This is a genomic window from Roseateles sp. P2_H4 (assembly GCF_056403315.1).
This window is the reverse complement of record NZ_JBFUFR010000009.1, coordinates 91,488-111,151: the sequence shown is the minus strand read 5'-3', so window position 1 is coordinate 111,151 and position 19,664 is coordinate 91,488. Positions and strand designations below refer to the sequence as shown.

The following is a 19,664-nucleotide window of genomic DNA, read 5'->3' as shown; positions in this document are numbered from 1 at the left end:
GCTTAGGCCTCAAGCGTCGTGCGCAGGCGGCGGCACAGCGTCAGTGCGGTGCCGAAATCGAGGGCGTCCATGGCCGAGTCGAGGGCGGTGGCGGTGTCTTCATCGGCTTCCTGCCGCAGTCGCTCGCGCAGGCCCTGGTGGACGTCCAGGGCCTCGAGATCGGCGCCGTCGAGCAGGTCGGCGAGGGCCCCCACGCGTTGGGCGAGGCTGCCCGGTGTGGCGGGCCGGTCCTGCGCGGCAAGGTCGTCATGCAGCGCCTGGCGGGCGTGCAGGTCGGCGGCGAGCCGGTCCAGCGCGGCGAGGTCGGCCTGGCGGCGTTCGAGAAAGCGGCGGCGCCAGTCCTCATCGGGCGCTGCGGCATGTTCGCCTTCGGCGGCCAGCGCGGCCAGCTCACCGGCGCCCAGCATGGCGGCCAGGCCGCGGTAGCCATGCAGGCCGCGGGTGGCGGTGCGGCCTCCTTCGGCCAGCGCCTGGGCGAGCTTGCGATCCTGCTCGTGCAGGGCGGCCAGCGTGCGCTCGAAGAGCTCGACGCGGCCGGACATGCGCGCCAGGGCCTCGGCCAGCGCGATGCCGGCGCGGCCAGCGTCGGCCAGCAGGGTGGACGGCAGCTCGGCCGCGGCGGCCTTGGCTGCCGTGGGCGCGGCGCCGCAACGCCGCCTGAGCACGGCCACCAGCACATCGGGGTCGAAGGGCTTGCCGATGTGCTCGTCCATGCCGGCTTCCAGGCAGGCCTGGCGTTCGGCGTCCAGGGCGCCGGCTGTCATCGCAATGATGGGCAGGGTCAGGCCGAGCTGGCGGCGGATCAGCCTTGTCGCCGTCGTGCCGTCCATGACGGGCATCTGCACGTCCATCAGCACGGCGTCGAAGCTGCGCCGGCCGCGGGTCTGGGCGAGCAGGGTCAGGGCCTGCTGGCCGTCGCCGGCCAGGCTGACCTGGGCCCCTTCGAGTTCGAGCAGCTCGCGCGTGACCTGCTGGTTGCCGGGGTTGTCCTCGACGACGAGCAGGTGCAGGCCGGCCAGGCGCTGCGGTGCAGCTTCGGGTGGGTCGCCCTCACTGCAGCGTGCCTGGATGGCGGTGCTGACGGCCTGGCTCAGCATGGTGGCGGTGATGGGCTTGACGAGGAAGCCATCGAGCAGGGCTTGCTCGGCCGCGCTGCGCTGGGCCAGGCGCTCGCGGTCGTGGCTGGTGACCATCAGGATCAGCGGCTCGGGGCCGAGGCGCTGGCGCAGGTGCACGGCGGTCTGCCAGCCGTCCATGCCGGGCATGACCCAGTCGAGCAGCACGACCTCGGGCGTGCCGCTGGCGATGAGTTCCAGCGCCTCGGCGCCGCTGGCGGCCAGGCGCGCCGTCCAGCCCAGGGATTGGGCCAGCGTGCCGATGACGCGACGCGCTTCGGGGTGGTCGTCGATGACCAGGGCCTGCAGGGCCTGGCGCGGTGCCGGGGCGACCTCTTCGGTGGGCAGGGGAAAGCTCAGCGTGAAGCTGAAGTGGCTGCCGAGGCCTGGGCTGCTTTCGAGGTGGATGTCGCCGCCCATCAGGCGCACCAGGCGGCGGCTGATGGCCAGACCCAGGCCGGTGCCACCAAAGCGCCGCGCCGTGGAGGCCTCGGCCTGGGCAAAGCCCGAGAAGATGCGCTGCTGCTGCTCGGGCGCGATGCCGATGCCGGTGTCGCGCACCGAGAAGGCGAGCACGACGCCGCTGGCGCTTTGCGACACGCGCGAGATGCCGAGCACGACCTCGCCGGCCTGCGTGAACTTGAGGGCGTTGCCGGCCAGGTTGATCAGCACCTGCTGCAGGCGCAGCGCGTCGGCCAGGATGACCGGGGGCAGGGTGGGGTCGAGGTCGAAGAGCAGCTCGAGCTCGCGCTTGTCGACATTGGCGGCCAGGATGACGGAGAGGTCGCGCAGCAGCTCGTCCAGGCGCGTGGGGTGCGGGTCCAGGCCGAGGTGGCCGGCCTCGATCTTGGAGAAGTCGAGGATGTCGTTCAGCAGGCCGAGCAGGCCGCGCGCGGCGCCTTCGCTCTTGACGGCGTAGTCGCGCTGGCGGGCGTCCAGCGGCGTCTTCTGCAAGAGGCGCAGCATGCCGAGCACGGCGTTCATCGGCGTGCGGATCTCGTGGCTCATATTGGCCAGGAAGCGCGTCTTGGCCTGCGAGGCGCGCTCGGCGGCCAGCCGCGCCTGGGCCTGCGGCGTCAGGTCCAGCACGGTCAGCACCAGGCCGCCATCGGGCAAGGGCGCGGTGCGGGCCTCGATGAGGCGGTCGCCGGTGCGATAGGTCTCGAGGCGGTTGGGGCGCTGGTCGCGGCCCAGGGCCAGGGCCGCGTCGACCGAAGCACGGGCCTGCTCGCCCTGGCCGTAGTCGCCGCGGGCGGCGAAGAAGAGGATGAGGTCGTCGAAGCGCAGCGGTGGCTCTTCGAACAGCGAGGCCGGCACATTGAGCAGGCGCTCGAACTCGGCGTTGTGCACCAGCAGGCGGCGCTCGGCGTCGAAGACGGCCAGGCCGCAGGGCAGGTTGGCGATCACTTCGCGGATCAGCGGGCTGGGCGAGGCGCTCGTGGCCGCAGGACCGGCCCGAGGCTGGGCGTCACCGCCAGCTTGCATGTCCCATGCCATCACGCCCCCGAGCCGCTGTTGCCCGGCCAGCAGTGCCGGGCGCTTCGAGTCTAGGACGGGGCAACCATGCCGCCGTCGCCGGGTCGCTACAAGAAGTTACAGGTTTGCCCTAGGGCCCTGTCTGCGTGCGTTGACTCACTCTCGCACGATGCGGCCAGGGGCGGCCTGGGCCACGGCCTGGGGGTTGTCGCGCAGCAGTTCGACGAGGGCGTCGATGTCGGTGCCGAGCACGGCGCGGTCGCGGCCATGCTTGAAGCCGGTCTGGGCGTCGCCGCCTTCGGACAGGAAGTTGTTGATGACGACGCGGTAGTTGCGCGCGGCATCGACCGGCTCGCCGTTGATGCGCGGGTCGACGAGCTGGGCGACGCCGTCGGCACCTGCGCGCCAGCGGTAGCGCAGCGTCGACGAGGGCTGCAGCATGCGCGGCGCGGCATCGGCCTTGGGCAGCTGGCGCTGCAGTATGTCCAGCAGCTGCTGGCCGCTCAGCGTCACCGCGACGATATCGTTGCCGAAGGGCTGGATGGCGAGCAGGTCGCTCATCGTCGTCGGCCTGCCGGGCTTGACGGTCAGGTCGGCGCGGATGCCGCCCGGGTTCATGAAGGCCACGTCGGCCGGACCCTGCTTGCGGGCGAAGGCGAGCTGGCTGTCGGCGATCAGATTGCCCAGCGTGGAATCGCCGTTGGGCTCCTTGGCGCTGCGCACGGCGCCTTGCGTCAGCGTGGTGACCGGCTTGTTGCGCGCGGCTTCGGTCAGCGCGGCGGCCTGGGCGACCAGCGCCACCAGGGCCGGGTTGGGGGCATAGGCCGACTGCAGCACCGGGTGGTTGACGGCCTGGGCGTCGATCACCTTGCCGGCGGTATCGAACTTGAGGTGGCTTTCGGTGATCCAGCCGCCATAGCTGCCGGCTTGGACGACGAGGCGGCCGTCGATCTTGCAGGTGTAGGCCTGGTGGGTGTGGCCGCCGATGATGATGGCGTAGGCCGGGTCCAGCCGCTTGGCGATGTCCTGCACGCGGCCGGTCAGCGTCGGGCAGGTATAGGTCGGATCGTTGGCGCCGCCGTCCTTGCCCTGTACGCCGCCTTCATGCATGACGGCCACCAGCACCTGAGCGCCCTCGGCCTTGAGCTGGGGCACCAGCGCGTTCAGCGTGTCGGCCTCGTCGGCGAAGCGGATGCCCTTGATGGCCCGGGCGACGATGACATGCGGCGTCTCCAGGGTGGCCACGCCGGCGATGGCGACCTTCAGCGCGCCGGCCTGCTTGAGAACATGGGTGGGCAGCAGCGGCTTGCCGGTGTTGGCGTCCAGCACGTTGGCGCCGAGATAGGGGAAGCCGGGGCCCTTGTAGCCCGGCCACAGGCAGCCTGCCGCGCCGCATTCGCCGCGGGCCTGGCGCAGCAGTTCGGGCAGGCCGGCGTCCAGCTCATGGTTGCCCAAGGCGCTGGCGGCAATGCCGAGCTGGGACATGGCCGTCAGCGTCGGCTCATCGCGCAACAGATTGGAGATCAGCGGCGAGGCGCCGATCAGGTCGCCGCCGGCGACGACCAGCGCGTCGGGGTTCTTGGCCTTCAACGTGGCCAGGGCCGTTGCCAGATAGGCCGCGCCGCCGGCGGGCTGGGCCTTGATGGCGCCCGTCGCGTCGGGCAGGCGCGGCAGCAGCGGTGTCGGGTCGGCGGGCTGGATGTTGCCGTGGAAGTCGTTGATGGACAGCAGCGTCAGCTCTGTCGGGGCGCTGGGCTGCTGGGTGGCGCAGCCGGCGAGCACGGCGCCCAGGATGAGGCCGGCACCGAGTCGGAAGGGGTGGGTTGGGACCATGACGAAGCTGCTTGGAGGAGGCTGGGATCTTGGAGGTCGGTTTGTAGCGCGAGTTTGTCGCGGTTTCGCTACATCGCGGGCGCTCCGGCGCTAGGTTTACATTCCAGTAAAGATTGCACCAACTCGGTGCAAACTCGGTCCCGCTTCATGGGCTCAGTTCCGTATTGCCCTGTCCAAAGGGCCCGAAACGGGGTCGATGTCGCCGGCAAGCGACGCACTGTCGCAGTGCCTCACGCCGGGCACCAGTGTCTGAAACGGGCCACTTCTGACTTACCCGTAAAGTTCTGTCACAGAAAGTCATGACAATTCCGTCACCGTAGCGGCCGCGCCCTCTTTGGGCGCCGCAGACGCGACAGCGGCGAGCGCTTCATGACGCTTGCGTGACCACTTTCGACACATCAGCCGCGGGCTGCCGCGCGCACAACAGGAGTGATTGGGATGAGCAACAGGTTTGGGTCTGGATTCCCGTTGTCGGCGCTGTGCGCCGCCGTGGCCATCGTGGCCGCCGCGCCCGCAATGGCGCAGAACACGACGGCCGCCATCGGTGGCCGCGTCACCTCGGCTGAGGGTACCCCGGTGGCTGGCGCCACCGTGACCATCGTGCACCGTGAGTCCGGCTCGACGAACACCTTCGTGACTGATGCCGAAGGTCGCTACAGCGTCCGCGGCCTGCGCGTGGGTGGCCCCTACACCGTCACCACCACCAAGGGCGCGGACCGCAGCAGCCAGGACGACATCTACCTGCAGCTGGCTGAGAGCCTGAACTTCGACATCCGCCTGGGTGGCCAGACGCTGGAAGCCGTCGTCGTGACGGGCAGCGCCACGAACGCCAACAGCAAGTTCAACAGCTCCAACGCCGGTGCCGGCACGAGCCTGGGCCGCCAGGAGCTGGACGCCTACGCTTCCATCGCCCGCAACCTGCAGGACTACGCCCGCCAGGATCCGCGCCTGTCGCAGACCGACAAGGAGCGCGGTGAGATCTCGGCCGGCGGCCAGAACTCGCGCTACAACTCGATCACGGTCGACGGCGTCAAGATCAACGACACCTTCGGCCTCGAGGCCAACAACCTGCCGACGATCAAGCAGCCGATCTCCATCGACGCGATCCAGTCGGTGCAGGTCAACATCTCGAACTACGACGTCACCCAGCAGGGCTACACCGGCGCCAACATCAACGCCGTGACCAAGTCGGGTACGAACGAGCTCAAGGGCAGCGTCTATTACGTCTACCGTGACGACACGATGAGCGGCCGCCGCTTCAATCGCGTCACCAACACGCAATTCGCCTTCCTGCCGTACACGGAAAGCACCAAGGGTTTCACCGTTGGCGGCCCCATCATCAAGGACAAGCTGTTCTTCTTCGGCAGCTACGAAGAACTGAAGAGCACCCGTGCCCAGCCCGAATTCGGCCCGGTCGGCAGCCCGCTGACCAACGTGGCGATTTCGCAGGCGGCCATCGACTCGGCAGCGTCGATCGCCAAGACCAAGTACAACATGGACATTGGCACGCCGAACGCTTCAGCGCCTGTCACGGTCAAGGACACGCTGCTCAAGCTGGACTGGAACATCAGCGAAAACCATCGCGCCAACATCCGCTACACCAAGACGGACCAGGCCGAAACCAACTTCGGTACCTACAGCGCCACCGGCTTGAACCTGACCTCGTGGTGGTGGAACCAGAAGAAGACCATCGAGACCGTCGTGGGCCAATGGTTCGCCGACTGGACGCCGAACTTCTCGACCGAGCTGAAGCTGTCCAACCGCGACTATCACGCGGAGCCGGTGAACAACAGCAAGCTGCCGGCCATCGGCCTGTCGTTCTCGGGCGCTGCCCCTGCCGGTTCGCCCGCGGGCATCAACGCCGGCACCCGCTTCCTGAACTTCGGTACGGAACTCAGCCGCCAGTTCAACATCCTCGACACCAAGACCTTCGACGGCTACTTCGGTGCCAACTGGGTCGTGGGTGACCACGAGATCAAGGGCGGCGCTGACTACAGCAACAACAAGGTCTACAACGCCTTCTTCCAGAACGTCAACGGCAACTACACCTTCGGTTGTATCAACGGCCCCGCCGGCACCTACACCACGGCCGGCCTGACGGGCGCTGTGACCTGCTCGGCGCTGAGTGGCACCCTCGTGGAAGCTGCCGTGCTGGAGAACTTCTCCCGTGGCCGCCCGAGCGGCTACCAGGTGCAGATTCCGCTGCCCGGCAAGTCGCTGGACGACGGCGTTGCCCGCTGGTCGATGGCCAACACCGGCCTGTTCCTCCAGGACAGCTGGACGGTCAACAGCAAGCTGACGCTGGGTGCCGGCCTGCGCTATGACCGCACCTCGGTGCCCGATTCGCCTGCCCAGAACGCGCCTGTGCTGACCGGCGCTGTGGCTGGCACCGTCAGCGGCAACCTGGTGACCCGCGCCACCGGCGGCTTCGGTCGCAACAACAGCATCACGGCCGACGGCACCGACCTGGCCCAGCCTCGCGTGTGGTTCAACTACGTGCTGGACAGCAAGGCCAACCAGAAGAAGCAAGTCCGCGGCGGCTTCGGCTTGTTCCAGGGCGCAGCGGCCAACGTCTGGATGTCCAACCCGTTCTCCAACACGGGCCTGGCGACCGGCTTCGTGGGTTGCGGCAACACCGGCTTCGCGGCCTGCGTGCTCGGCTCGACGACCAAGGACGGCATGTTCAACCCGGATCCGAGCAAGCAGCCGACCACCGGTTTCGGTGCCTCGGCCGTCAACGTCGACCTGATCGATGCTTCGCTGCGCCAGCCTTCCGTCTGGAAGTTCAACCTGGCCTTCGACGCCGAGCTCCCGATGAACATGGTGGCAGGCGCCGAGTGGGTGCACACCAAGGTCAAGGACGGTATCTACTACCAGCACCTGAACCTCGGCGCGCCGACGGCCACCGGCAAGGACGGCCGCGAGCTGTACTACACGCCTGCTGCGCTGAGCGGGTCCTGCTGGAGCCCCACGGGCGCCCTCCTGACGACGGCTAACACGATCTGCGCCAAGACGGCTGCGAGCGAGGGTACCCGCAACCGCGCGCTGTCCAACCCGAACTACAACAACGTCTTGCTGGCGACCGGCACGGACAAGGGCGGCGGCGACTCCGTCACCCTGACGCTGGGCAGCAGCAAGCCGATTGGTGGCCTGAACTGGCAAGTGGCCTACACCCGCACGTCGGCCACGGAAGTCAGCCCGCTGACGTCGTCGGTGTCCAACTCCAACTTCAACGCCCGCTCGGTGTTCAACCCGAACGAGAACGTCGATGCCAACTCGGCCTATCTGGTGAAGGACCGCTTCAATGCGTCCCTGAACTGGTCGCAAGCCCTGATCGGCAAGTACAAGACGACGGTCGGTGTGTTCTATGAAGGCCGCAAGGGCAAGCCCTACAGCTGGACCTACCGCAACGACTTGAACGGCGACGGCGTCTCGGGCAATGACCTGATGTACGTGCCGACGGCATTTGGCTCGGGTGAAGTGGTCTTCCTGGGTGACACCGCCACGAACAAGACCAACGAAACCCTGTTCTGGAGCATCGTTGATTCCAACAAGGCCCTGCGCGACGCCAAGGGCTCCGTGGTCAAGCGCAACAGCGCCTTCTCGCCCTTCACCAACAGCTTCGACGTGCGCGTGAGCCAGGAAATCCCGGGCTTCAGCGCCAAGCACAAGGGCGTGCTGACGCTGGACATCCTGAACTTCGGCAACCTGATCAACAACCGCTGGGGCCGCATCAACGAGATGAACTTCCAGTCGGCCGGCGGTCAGCGTCGTACCTTCGTGAACTACGTCGGTCTGGATGCCAACGGCAAGTACATCTACCAGGTCAACCCGGTGGTGGACGACTACACGCAGCGTCAGGTCAAGGGCGAGTCCCAGTGGGCCGCTCAGATCACGGCTCGCTACGAGTTCTGATCGCGCAAAGAGCAAGAAAAGCAGGACCGCCTTATCGGTCCTGCCAAAGCAAAGGGGCCCCAAAAGGGCCCCTTTTTTTATTGCTGCGCGAATCGGCTATTTCTGGATGTCGCCCAGGCAGAGGTATTTCACCTCGACATAGTCCTCGATGCCCTGGCGCCCGCCCTCGCGGCCCAGGCCCGATTGCTTGACGCCGCCAAACGGCACCTCGGCCGTCGAGATCAGGCCGGTGTTGACGCCCACCATGCCGTACTCCAGCGCCTCGCCGACGCGGAAGATGCGGCCGATGTCGCGGCTGTAGAAATAGCTGGCCAGGCCGAACTCGGTCGAGTTGGCCAGGCGGATCGCATCCTCTTCGGTCTGGAACTTGAAGATGGGCGCCACGGGGCCGAAGGTCTCCTCGCGCGAGCACAGCATCTGCGGCGTCGCATCGGCCAGCAGCGTCGGCTCGAAGAAGTTGCCGCCGGCCGTCTCGATGCGCTTGCCACCGGCCAGCAGCTTGGCGCCCAGGGCGATGGCGTCGGCCACGTGGGTTTCCACCTTCTGCAGCGCGGCGTCGTCGATCAACGGCCCGACATTGATGCCCGCGTCAAACCCGTTGCCCGTCTTCAGTGCGCCGACCTTGGCCGCGAACTTCTCCAGGAAGGCGTCGTAGACACCAGCCTGCACATAGATGCGGTTGGCGCAGACGCAGGTCTGGCCGGCGTTGCGGTATTTGCTGGCGATGGCGCCTTCGACGGCCGAGTCCAGGTCGGCATCGTCGAAGACGATGAAGGGCGCATTGCCGCCCAGCTCCAGGCTGAGCTTCTTGATGGACGGCGCGCACTGCTTCATCAGGATGCGGCCCACCTCGGTCGAGCCGGTGAAGGACAGATGGCGCACGACATCGCTTTCGCACAGCACCTGGCCGATCTCGATGGATTGCTGCGAGTCGGCCGTCAGCACGTTGAGCACGCCCGCCGGCATGCCGGCCTGCTGGGCCAGCTCGGCGGCGGCCAGGGCCGTCAGCGGCGTGGCCTCGGCCGGCTTGATGATGACGGTGCAGCCGGCAGCCAGGGCTGGGGCGACCTTGCGCGTGATCATGGCCAGCGGGAAGTTCCACGGCGTGATGGCCGCGCAGACGCCGACGGCCTGCTTGATGACCAGGTAGCGCTTGGTCGGGTCGGTCGTCGGGATGGTCTCGCCGTAGACGCGCTTGCCCTCCTCGGCAAACCAGTCCAGGAAGCTGGCGCCATAGATGACCTCGCCGCGCGCCTCGGCCAGGGGCTTGCCCTGTTCGGCCGTCATCAGCCGGGCCAGATCGTCGGCATGCTTGACGAGCAGCTGCTGCCAGCGCACCAGCACGGCGGCGCGCTCCTTGGCCGGCTTGGAGCGCCAGGCATTCAGCGCATTGGCGGCGGCGGCGATGGCCGAATCGGCCTCGGCGCGGCCCAGATTGGGCACCTGGGCCAGCTCGCGGCCGGTGGCGGGGTCGGTGACGGCAAACGTGGCGGCGGCACCCACCCATTCGCCATTGATCAAGGCTTGGGTGCGCAGGAGGCCGGGGTTCTCCAGGGCGTCCAGCGGGGAATTCGCGTCCATTCGGGGCTTCTCCAGTCGTATTGACAGCCACTCTACCCGCGGGATGAGGGCCTACTGGCGCTACGGCAATACGCCGCGTTGTAACCAAAAGGGTCGCAGGCAAGGCGCAAACCGCAAGCCGGGTGGGTACCCGGCGAGGATTTGCAACGCCGCATGCGACCTCTTTTGGTGAGAACCCTTCGGGAAGGCTCGCCGTCTGCGCCCACTCAGCGTTGCGCCGCTGGCCCGCACGCGAGTGCGGGCGGCGCGTCACGCCTTGATTGGCCACAGACGGCGAGCCTTCGCGGCGCATTGCCGTAGCGCCAGTAGGCCCCGCCCCCTCTCTACAATCGCCCCTCCTTGTCACAGACCTTTTCCAGGAAGCCCCGGGATGAAAGCCGCCGAGATCCGCCAGACTTTTCTGAAGTTCTTCGAGTCGAAGGGCCACCAGATCGTCGCCTCCAGCCCGGTGGTGCCGGGCGACGACCCGACGCTGCTGTTCACGAACGCGGGCATGAACCAGTTCAAGGACGTCTTCCTGGGCTTCGACAAGCGCGCCTACAGCCGTGCGACGACCAGCCAGAAGTGCATCCGCGCCGGCGGCAAGCACAACGACCTGGACAACGTCGGCTACACGGCGCGGCATCACACCTTCTTCGAGATGCTGGGCAACTTCAGCTTCGGCGACTATTTCAAGAAGGACGCGATCAGCTATGCCTGGGAGCTGCTGACGGTCAACTTCGGCCTGCCCAAGGACAAGCTCTGGGTCACCGTCTATGAAGAGGACGACGAGGCCTACGACATCTGGAACAAGGTGGTGGGCGTGCCCGCCGAGCGCATCGTGCGCATCGGCGACAACAAGGGCGCGCGCTACATGTCCGACAACTTCTGGATGATGGGCGACACCGGCCCCTGCGGCCCCTGCACCGAGATCTTCTACGACCACGGCCCCGATGTGGCTGGCGGCCCCCCGGGCTCGGCCGAGCAGGACGGCGACCGCTACATCGAGATCTGGAACAACGTCTTCATGCAGTTCAACCGGACTGAAGACGGCGTGATGCACGCGCTGCCCAAGCCCAGCGTGGACACCGGCATGGGCCTGGAGCGCCTGGCAGCCGTGCTGCAGCATGTGCATTCCAACTACGAGATCGACACCTTCGTGAACCTGCTCGCCGCGGCTAAGAAGGCTGTCGATGAAGCAGGTGGCGGCGACTGTGATGCGACAAGCCCGTCGCTGAAGGTCATCGCCGACCACATCCGCGCCTGCTCCTTCACCATCGTCGACGGTGTCATTCCCGGCAACGCCGGCCGTGGCTATGTGCTGCGCCGCATCGCCCGCCGCGCCATCCGCCACGGCTACAAGCTCGGCGCCCGCACGCCGTTCTTCCACAAGCTGGTCGCGGCGCTGAGCGCCGAGATGGGCGAGGCCTATCCGGAGCTGCGCGCCGCCCAGGCTCGCGTCACCGACGTGCTCAAGCAGGAGGAAGAGCGCTTCTTCCAGACCATCGCCACCGGCATGGAAATCCTGGAAAGCGCCCTGGCCAAGGGTGGCAACGTCGATGGCGACACGGCCTTCAAGCTGCACGACACCTATGGCTTCCCGGTCGACCTGACCGCCGACGTCTGCCGCGAGCGCGGCGTGACGGTGGACGAGGCGCGCTTCAACGAGCTGCTGGAAGAGCAGAAGAACCGCGCCCGCGCCGCCGGCAAGTTCAAGATGGCGCAAGGCCTGGCCTACAGCGGCGCGCCGACCGAGTTCCACGGCTACGAGCACCTCGTCTGTGAGCACAGCAAGGTCACGGCCATCTACGTGGACGGCGCCCAGGTCAATGAAGCCCAGGCCGGTGACGACGCCGTTGTCGTGCTCGACCACACGCCCTTCTATGCCGAGAGCGGCGGCCAGGTCGGCGATGCCGGCGAACTGCGCAACGGCACGACGCGTGTCGTCGTCGTCGACACGCTGAAGATCCAGGCCGATGTGTTCGGCCACCACGGCCAGGTCGTGGAAGGTTCGGTCAAGGTGGGCGACGTGTTCGTCGCCCGCGTCGACGCCGAGCGCCGCGCCAAGACCGTGCGTAACCACAGCGCCACCCATTTGATGCACAAGGCGCTGCGCGAAGTGCTGGGCGCCCATGTGCAGCAGAAGGGCTCGCTCGTGAACGCCGAGCGCACGCGCTTCGACTTCGCGCACAACGCACCGATGACGGCCGAGGAGATCCGCGAGATCGAGGCCCTCGTCAACGCCGAGATCCTGGGCAACGCCGGCGCCAATGCGCAGGTCATGGCCCTGGACGACGCGCAGAAGTCGGGCGCCATGATGCTGTTCGGCGAGAAGTACGGCGAGACCGTGCGCGTGCTGTCCATCGGTTCGTCCAAGGAACTCTGCGGCGGCACACACGTGAAGGCGACCGGCGACATCGGCCTGTTCAAGATCGTGTCCGAGTCGGGCGTTGCCGCCGGCATCCGCCGCGTCGAAGCCGTCACCGGTGACAACGCGCTGGCCTATCTGCAGTCCCTCGAGACGACGGTGCAGGGCGCCGCCATGACGCTCAAGACCTCGCCGCACGAGCTGGGCGCCCGCCTGCATGCGGTGCTGGACCAGATCAAGTCGCTGGAGAAGGAACTGACGGCGGCCAAGAGCAAGCTGGCCTCCGCCCAGGGCGACGAGTTGCTGGCTCAGGCCGTGGACGTGGGTGGCATCAAGGTGCTGGCCGCCAAGCTCGAAGGCGCCGACGCCAAGACGCTGCGCGAGACCATGGACAAGCTCAAGGACAAGCTGAAGACGGCGGCCATCGTGCTGGCGGCTGTGGACGGCGACAAGGTCCAGCTCGCGGCCGGCGTGACGGCCGACAGCGTGGGCAAGGTCAAGGCCGGCGAGCTGGTCAACTTCGTCGCCCAGCAGGTGGGTGGCAAGGGCGGCGGCAAGCCCGACCTGGCCATGGCCGGCGGCACCCAGCCGGCCGGCGTGGCGGCGGCGCTGCAGAGCGTGGCGGGCTGGGTGGCCGAGCGCGTGTAGTCAACACCTGGCACCCGCCAAGAATCAGGCCCGCTCATCGCGGGCCTTTTTCATTGGCGGTTACGGCCTGGGGCGGCCACCTGCCGACCATGCCGACGATCGTGCGTTTCGTCGGCAAGTGCTGGCCCGCGAGGAGGGCGCCGACAACACTGCGCCGGCCCTCCAACCCTCCCCATGCCGCATGGCGGGCGGTCCTGCCTCGCCGTGTCGAGCCGCGGGGTCGGTGTGTCCAGAACAGAAGAAACCCCGTGATGAACCACAGAATCTGCACGATCGCCTTGGCCGTTTGCGCCGCCTCGTCCACAGCCTTCGCCGCCGATGCGCCGCAGTTGCCCGCGTCAGCAGCCCAGGCCGCGCCCACCGTCGGCCTGCAGGCCCGCCTCGAAGCCAGCATGGCGGGCAGCAAGGTGCCGGCCATGGGCGCCGTGTCGATACGCAACGGCCAGTTGACGGAGCTGGCGGTCACCGGCCTGCGCGCCAAGGGCGGGGCGGAAGCGGTTCAGCGCGGCGATGTCTGGCACCTCGGCTCCAACGGCAAGGCCATGACGGCCACGATGGTCGCGCGCCTGGTCGAGCGAGGCGTGTTGTCCTGGGATGCTCCGCTGAGTCAGTTGCTGCCCGAGCTGGCAGCCGACATGCAGGCCGCCTACCGTGACGTCACCCTGCGTGATCTGCTCGCCCACCAGGCCGGCCTGCAAGCGGACATCGATGAATCCTGGATGGCAGTCTTCTACAAGGACAAGCGCCCCTTGCATGAACAGCGCCTGGCCTTCGCCCGCATCGCGCTGGCGCAGGTCCCGGCCTTTGCGCGCGGTGCCGGCGACGGCTACTCGAACTCGGGGGTGCTGATCGCCGGCCTGGCCGCCGAGCGCGCTACCGGCCTGCCCTACGAGGCCTTGATGCAACGCGAGCTGTTCGAGCCGCTGGGCCTGCGCAGCGCGGGGTTTGGCGCCACCCATCGCGGCCAGCCGCTGGGGCACAAGGCTGGCGTGCCCGTCGAAGGCGTGGAGGCGGACAACCCCGCCGTCATTGCGCCGGCCGGTGGCATCCATATGTCGCTGGAAGACTGGGCCAGGTTCGCGATCGACCAGATGGCCGGCGAGCAGGGCCGCGGCAAGTTGCTGAAGGCGCCGACCTACCGCCTGCTGCATCAACCGGCGCGTGAAGGTGGCAAGTTCGCCCTCGGCTGGCGGGCCCAGGGCAGCATGGCCGGCGTGAACGCCCGCCATCTCGCCCACACCGGCAGCAACGGGGCCTGGTTCGCCCTCATCGTGCTGAGGCCGGACACGGAAGACGCCGTGCTGGTGACCGGCAACGCCAGCGAAGACGTCGAGGCTGACAAGGCCGTCCGTGCGGTGGCGGTCGCCACCCTCAAGGCCATGGCGCCCTAGACCGCATCAACAGGCGCGGGTGGGGCTCAGAAGGTTTCCCAGTCGCCTTCGGCGGCGGCCGGCGCAGGTGCGGCGGCAGGGCGCGGTGCGGCGACTGGGGCTGCGGACTTCACGGCAGCGGACTTGGGAGCCGCCGCCTTGGGAGCCGCAGCTTTGGGTACCGCTCTGGCTGCCGGCGCGTGCGACTTGGCCGGGGCTGGGGCCGGCTTGTGTACCGGTGCCGGTGCGCTGGCCCGGCGTTGCGGCTCGGAACCGGCCACGCGGAACACGGCCACCGCCTCGACCAGGCGCTGGGCCTGCTCCTTCAGGCTCTCCGCGGCAGCGGCGGACTCTTCCACCAGGGCCGCGTTCTGCTGCGTCATCTGGTCGAGCTGCACGACCGAGGTGTTGACCGAGGCGATGCCTTCGCTCTGCTCGGTGGCGGCCGAGCTGATCTCGCCAATGATGTCCTGCACGCGCTGCACGCTGGAGACGATCTCGCCCATCGTCGTGCCGGCCGTTTGCACCAGGCGGGCACCGTTCTCGACGCGCTCGACGCTGTTGCCGATGAGGGCCTTGATCTGCTTGGCTGCTTCGGCGCTGCGGCCGGCCAGCGAACGCACTTCGCCGGCCACGACCGCGAAGCCGCGGCCCTGTTCGCCGGCGCGCGCGGCTTCCACTGCGGCGTTCAGCGCCAGGATGTTGGTCTGGAAAGCGATGCCATCGATGGTGCCGATGATGTCGGCGATCTTCTTGCTGGCTGTATTGATCTCGTCCATGGTCGTGACGACCTGGCCGACGACCTCGCCACCGCGCGTGGCGGCCGACACGGCCGACTGCACCAGCTGATTGGCTGTGCGGGCCGAGTCCGCGGTCTGGCGCACCGTGCCCGTCAGCTCGCTCATGGACGAGGCGGCGTTCTGCAGATTGCTGGCCGTCTGCTCGGTGCGCTGGCTGAGGTCGAGGTTGCCGGTGGCGATCTCGGTGCTGGCGGTGCCGATGCTGTCGACCGAGTTGCGCACCGTGCCGATGGTGGAGGCCAGGCGCTGGCGCATGCTCTCGGTGTCCTGGATCAGCGAGCCGATCTCGTCGTTGCGGCTGCTGCTGACCGACTGGCTGAGGTCGCCGTCGGCAATCGCGCCGACGGCCTTCTGCAGCGAGGCCAGCGGCTGAGCCACCCAGCGGCGCATCATCCACAGCAGGCCGAAGCCCAGGCCCACGGCCGTCAGGGCCAGGGCGCCCCAGAAGAACCACAGCGTTGCGCGGCCCTGTGCCGAGGCCTCGCCGCGCGAGACCTGGGCGACGACCCAGTAGCCGGTCTTGTCGCTCTTGCGCGCCACGGCGAAGTTGTCGGAGAGGCCGTTGCCGAGCACGTCGGGCACGTCGTCGAGCACGACCGTGCTGGCGGTCTGATCCGCCAGCGTCTTCTCGAAACCCGGCGCGACGCTGGACAGCAGCTTGCCCTTGGCCGACGGGTGGGCCGCGAGCAGGGCCTTGGTCGGGTCCTTGGGCACGGCGACGATATAGGTGCCGCCATGCTCGAAGAACTTGGCGCTGGCGGCCATGCGGTCCATGGCCAGTTCGAAGGAGTCCAGGTCGTAGCCGACGAAGAGGATGCCGACGACCTTGCCGGCGTCGCTCTTGATCGGCTCGTAGTGCGTCATGTAGGCGCGCCCGAACAGCAGCGCCCGGCCGGTGTAGGGCTTGCCGGCCTTGACGGCCGCGTAGGCGGCGCCCTGCTTGTCCAGCATGGTGCCCATGGCGCGCTCGCCCTTCTCGTTCTTCAGCGAGGTGGTGATGCGCTCGAAGTCATCGCCCTTGGCCGCGAACACGGTGGCCACGCCGCCGTTGACGGCCGCGAACTTGTCGACCTGGGTGAAGTTGCCGTTGAGCTTGGGGCCCCAGTCGCGCAGGTCGCCGGTGGCCTCGTCGAGCGTGAAGCTGGGGCCGAAGTCCTGGCGGAATGAACCGAAGCTGCGCTGGGTCTGCTTGGCGGCGACGTCGTCCATCGCCTGCATCGCGTCGACCAGCGACGCGGCCTTGTCACCGACCCAGGTCTGCACCTGTTCATTCGCGGAGCGCTTGAGCAGCGTGCCGACGATGAGGCTGACGACCAGCAGCACCCCCGCGACGGCGACGGCGCCGGTCAGTGACACCTGGCGGGCAATGGAGTTGGTGGGCTGACTCATGCGAATCTCCGAAAGGCCAAAGCGAGCACAGCTCCGCACACCCCGCGACGTTGCAGGGGCGCGTGAACGGGAATCAGGGCAGGGTGATCAGGCGGCGATGGCCGCGTCCATCAGGCCCATCTCGGCGCTGCTCATCAGGCCTTCGATGTCCATCAGGATCAGCATGCGATCGCCAACCGAGCCGATGCCGGTGATGAAGCTGGTGTCCACCGACGCCGAGCTCAACTCGGGGGCCGGCTTGATCGCGTCACGGCTCAGTTCCAGCACGTCGGAGACCGAGTCCACGACGGCGCCGACGACGCGATTCTTCACGTTCAGCACGATGACGACCGTGAAGCTGTTGTACTCGGCGGTCGCGCAGTTGAGCTTGAGGCGCAGGTCGACGATGGGGACGATGACGCCCCGCAGGTTGACGACGCCCTTGATGAAGTCCGGCGCATTGGCGATGCGCGTGGGCTGCTCGTAGGAACGGATCTCCTGCACCTTCAGGATGTCGATGCCGTATTCCTCGGAGCCCAGGCGGAAGGTCAGGTACTCGCCGCTCTTGGGGCCGTGGGCCTTGGTACTGACGGCGCCCGGCTGGCGCAGGGCAGGGACGTTGCTGGCTTCCATGCAGACCTCTCCTAGTTATTGATGGTTCAGTGGCGCGAGCGGCGCACGAGGCTGCCGACGTCCAGGATCAAGGCCACGCGGCCGTCGCCCATGATGGTGGCGCCGGACACGTCGTTGACCTTGCGGTAGTTGGCCTCGAGGTTCTTGACGACGACCTGCTGCTGGCCGAGCAGTTCGTCCACCAGCAGCGCGACGCGGCCGCCTTCGGCCTCGACGACGACCATGATGGAGCTGACGTGCTCGAAGTCGAAGCGCGGCACGTCGAAGACCTTCTCGAGCTCGATGACCGGCATGTATTCGTCACGCACTTCGACGACGCGGCCGGAGCCGGCGACGGTCTTGATGGTGTCGGACTGCACCTGGAAGGACTCGACCACGCTGGACAGCGGCAGGATGTAGCACTCGTCGCCGACGCCCACGCTCATGCCGTCCATGATGGCCAGCGTCAGCGGCAGGCGCACGGACACCTTCATGCCGTAGCCTTCGGCGGAGTCGATCTCGACGGTGCCGCCCAGCGACGTGATGTTCTTCTTCACGACGTCCATGCCGACGCCGCGGCCGGACACGTCGGTGACCTGTTCGGCGGTGGAGAAGCCGGGCGCGAAGATCAGGCTCCAGCATTCCGCATCGGTCATGCTGTCCGGTGCATCGATGCCCTTCTCGCGAGCCTTCTTGATCAGTTTCTCGCGGTTCAGGCCGCGGCCGTCGTCACGCACCTCGATGACGATGCTGCCGCCCTGGTGGGAGGCGACCAGCGTGATCGTGCCCTGCTCGGGCTTGCCGCGGGCGATGCGGTCCTCCGGCATCTCGATGCCGTGGTCGCAGCTGTTGCGCACCAGGTGGGTCAGCGGGTCGGTGATCTTCTCGACCAGGCTCTTGTCGAGTTCGGTGGCTTCACCCTGGGTGACCAGTTCGACCTTCTTGCCCAGCTTGGCGGCCAGGTCGCGCAGCATGCGCGGGAAGCGGTTGAAGACCGTCGACATCGGAATCATCCGGATCGACATGACCGACTCTTGCAGGTCGCGCGTGTTGCGCTCCAGGTCGGCCAGGCCCGAGGTCAGTTGCTGGTAGAGCGCCGGATCGAGCTCGCGGCTGTTCTGGGCCAGCATGGCCTGGGTGATGACGAGCTCGCCAACGAGGTTGATGAGCTGGTCGACCTTCTCGATGGACACGCGCAGCGTCGTCTGGTCCATGGCCGCAGGCTTGGCCTCGGTCTTGGCCGGCGTCGCGGCGCGGGTCGGCACGATGGCGGCCGTCGGCGCAGGCGCGGCCGCGGGGGCTGCCTCGGCGGCACCAGCCGGCACGCCCGGGGCGTCGTCGAAGAAGCCGTAGCCGGGGTCGGCGGACGGCGCTTCGGCGGGCGGGGCGCCGGGGGCGCCGTCATAGAAGCCGAAGCCGGTGCCCAGCGGCATCAGCTTGACCTGTTCACGGGCGACGTGGAAGGTGAAGAGGTCCAGCAGGTCGTTGTCGGTGGAGCTGGTCAGCACCTTGAAGCGGCGCATGCCGTCCGAGCTCTGGCCGGCGTCCAGCGGCTCGATGGTGCCGAGGTCGGTGATTTCCTTGAACAGCTCGACCAGGTTCTCGGCCAGGCTCATGTCGGTCAGCGGGCCGACCTGCAGTTCCAGCAGGCGTGTGCCGGGCTTGAGGGCAGTGGCGGCTGGCGCTGCGGGCGCCGGTGCGGCTGCCTTGGGTGCCGGCGCTGCAGCGGCGGGCGCGGGCGCGCCGCCACCGTCGACAAAGCTCTTGATGCTGACCAGCAGGTCGGTCGTGTCGAACACGTCACCGCCCGAGCCCTGGTGGCGGGCGAGCTGGGTGCGCAGCGCGTCGCCCGACTGCAGCAGCACGTCCACCATGGCGGCGTTGGGCTGCAGTTCGTGGCGGCGCAGCTTGTCCAGCAGCGTCTCCATCTGGTGGGTCAGCTCGGCGACGTCGCTGAAACCGAAGGTCGCCGCGCCACCCTTGATGGAGTGGGCGCAGCGGAAGATGGCGTTCAGCTCTTCGTCGTCGGCCGCCTCGACGTTCACATTGAGCAGCAGCTGCTCCATGTTGTCGAGGTTCTCGCCGGCTTCCTCGAAGAAGACCTGGTAGAACTGGCTGAGGTCGATGCCAGCACTGATGCTGGCGCCTTCGGTGGTCATGTCACCCATGGCTGTACTCCCTGCGCAATGGACTTCAGCGGATGACCTTGCCGATCACTTCGATCAGCTTGGCCGGGTCGAAAGGCTTGACCAGCCAGCCGGTGGCACCGGCGGCGCGGCCTGCCTGCTTCATCGCATCGCTGGACTCGGTGGTCAGGATCAGGATGGGCGTGGTCTTGAACTTGGGGTTCTCGCGCAGCTTCTTGGTCAGGCTGATGCCATCCATGCGCGGCATGTTCTGGTCGGTCAGCACCAGGTCGAAATCACGCTGTCCCGATTTCTCCCAGGCGTCCTGTCCGTCCACTGCTTCCACCACGTTGAAGCCGGCGTTCTTGAGCGTGAAGGCCACCATCTGGCGCATCGAGGCCGAATCGTCGACAGCAAGGATTGAGTGCATTTGATTTTTCTCCGAGGGATGCGTGTTGCCTGGGGCTGAGATT

General features: G+C 67.7%; 10 protein-coding genes. 3 read left to right on the top strand and 7 right to left on the bottom strand.

The genetic code is table 11. From position 1 onward, the window contains the following. Positions 1-2: 2 nt before the first annotated feature. Both AC1DW3_RS09305 and AC1DW3_RS09300 read right to left on the bottom strand, forming a co-directional pair. The gene (locus tag AC1DW3_RS09305; RefSeq protein WP_477930727.1) at positions 3-2,600 is read right to left on the bottom strand and encodes a response regulator; all 2,598 of its coding nucleotides are present in this window, start codon (positions 2,598-2,600) and stop codon (positions 3-5) included. 147 nt (positions 2,601-2,747) lie between these two features. Next, positions 2,748-4,424: a bifunctional metallophosphatase/5'-nucleotidase gene (locus AC1DW3_RS09300; RefSeq protein WP_477930725.1), complete on the bottom strand. Its 1,677-nt coding sequence runs from the start codon at positions 4,422-4,424 to the stop codon at positions 2,748-2,750. Positions 4,425-4,862: 438 nt separating this feature from the next. Between AC1DW3_RS09300 and AC1DW3_RS09295 the strand changes: the two genes are divergently transcribed. Then, the gene (locus AC1DW3_RS09295) at positions 4,863-8,339 is read left to right on the top strand and encodes a TonB-dependent receptor (protein ID WP_477930724.1); all 3,477 of its coding nucleotides are present in this window, start codon (positions 4,863-4,865) and stop codon (positions 8,337-8,339) included. 96 nt (positions 8,340-8,435) lie between these two features. Here AC1DW3_RS09295 and AC1DW3_RS09290 read toward each other — a convergent pair whose 3' ends face one another. Further along, positions 8,436-9,920, bottom strand: coding sequence for an NAD-dependent succinate-semialdehyde dehydrogenase (locus tag AC1DW3_RS09290; protein ID WP_477930722.1), 1,485 nt, complete (start codon positions 9,918-9,920; stop codon positions 8,436-8,438). A 370-nt stretch (positions 9,921-10,290) separates the two neighbouring features. Here AC1DW3_RS09290 and alaS point away from each other — a divergent pair, with 370 nt between their 5' ends. Further along, positions 10,291-12,915 carry an alanine--tRNA ligase gene (alaS, locus tag AC1DW3_RS09285; RefSeq protein ID WP_477930720.1) on the top strand — a complete coding sequence of 875 codons (2,625 nt, stop codon included), beginning with the start codon at positions 10,291-10,293 and terminating at the stop codon, positions 12,913-12,915. A 251-nt stretch (positions 12,916-13,166) separates the two neighbouring features. Then, complete coding sequence (locus AC1DW3_RS09280) at positions 13,167-14,306, top strand: serine hydrolase domain-containing protein (protein WP_477930718.1); 1,140 nt, start codon at positions 13,167-13,169, stop codon at positions 14,304-14,306. 26 nt (positions 14,307-14,332) lie between these two features. On the opposite strand, the gene AC1DW3_RS09275 is transcribed toward AC1DW3_RS09280, so the two are convergent. The 4 genes from AC1DW3_RS09275 to AC1DW3_RS09260 all read right to left on the bottom strand — a co-directional run bounded on the left by AC1DW3_RS09275 (position 14,333) and on the right by AC1DW3_RS09260 (position 19,621). Then, the gene (locus tag AC1DW3_RS09275; protein ID WP_477930717.1) at positions 14,333-16,474 is read right to left on the bottom strand and encodes a methyl-accepting chemotaxis protein; all 2,142 of its coding nucleotides are present in this window, start codon (positions 16,472-16,474) and stop codon (positions 14,333-14,335) included. A gap of 87 nt (positions 16,475-16,561) precedes the next feature. Continuing rightward, positions 16,562-17,086 (bottom strand): chemotaxis protein CheW, encoded by a 525-nt coding sequence (locus tag AC1DW3_RS09270; RefSeq protein ID WP_477930715.1) that lies wholly within the window; start codon positions 17,084-17,086, stop codon positions 16,562-16,564. A gap of 26 nt (positions 17,087-17,112) precedes the next feature. Next, positions 17,113-19,233: a chemotaxis protein CheA gene (locus AC1DW3_RS09265; protein ID WP_477930713.1), complete on the bottom strand. Its 2,121-nt coding sequence runs from the start codon at positions 19,231-19,233 to the stop codon at positions 17,113-17,115. Positions 19,234-19,258: 25 nt separating this feature from the next. Next, positions 19,259-19,621, bottom strand: coding sequence for a response regulator (locus tag AC1DW3_RS09260; protein WP_056199337.1), 363 nt, complete (start codon positions 19,619-19,621; stop codon positions 19,259-19,261). Between the last annotated feature and the right edge of the window lie 43 nt (positions 19,622-19,664).

Coding starts and splice junctions, on each gene's coding strand:
- AC1DW3_RS09305 (WP_477930727.1), bottom strand. CDS start 2,600: ATGCAAGCTGGCGGTGACGCCCAGCCTCGGGCCGGTCCTGCGGCCACG.
- AC1DW3_RS09300 (WP_477930725.1), bottom strand. CDS start 4,424: ATGGTCCCAACCCACCCCTTCCGACTCGGTGCCGGCCTCATCCTGGGC.
- AC1DW3_RS09295 (WP_477930724.1), top strand. CDS start 4,863: ATGAGCAACAGGTTTGGGTCTGGATTCCCGTTGTCGGCGCTGTGCGCC.
- AC1DW3_RS09290 (WP_477930722.1), bottom strand. CDS start 9,920: ATGGACGCGAATTCCCCGCTGGACGCCCTGGAGAACCCCGGCCTCCTG.
- alaS (WP_477930720.1), top strand. CDS start 10,291: ATGAAAGCCGCCGAGATCCGCCAGACTTTTCTGAAGTTCTTCGAGTCG.
- AC1DW3_RS09280 (WP_477930718.1), top strand. CDS start 13,167: ATGAACCACAGAATCTGCACGATCGCCTTGGCCGTTTGCGCCGCCTCG.
- AC1DW3_RS09275 (WP_477930717.1), bottom strand. CDS start 16,474: ATGAGTCAGCCCACCAACTCCATTGCCCGCCAGGTGTCACTGACCGGC.
- AC1DW3_RS09270 (WP_477930715.1), bottom strand. CDS start 17,086: ATGGAAGCCAGCAACGTCCCTGCCCTGCGCCAGCCGGGCGCCGTCAGT.
- AC1DW3_RS09265 (WP_477930713.1), bottom strand. CDS start 19,233: ATGGGTGACATGACCACCGAAGGCGCCAGCATCAGTGCTGGCATCGAC.
- AC1DW3_RS09260 (WP_056199337.1), bottom strand. CDS start 19,621: ATGCACTCAATCCTTGCTGTCGACGATTCGGCCTCGATGCGCCAGATG.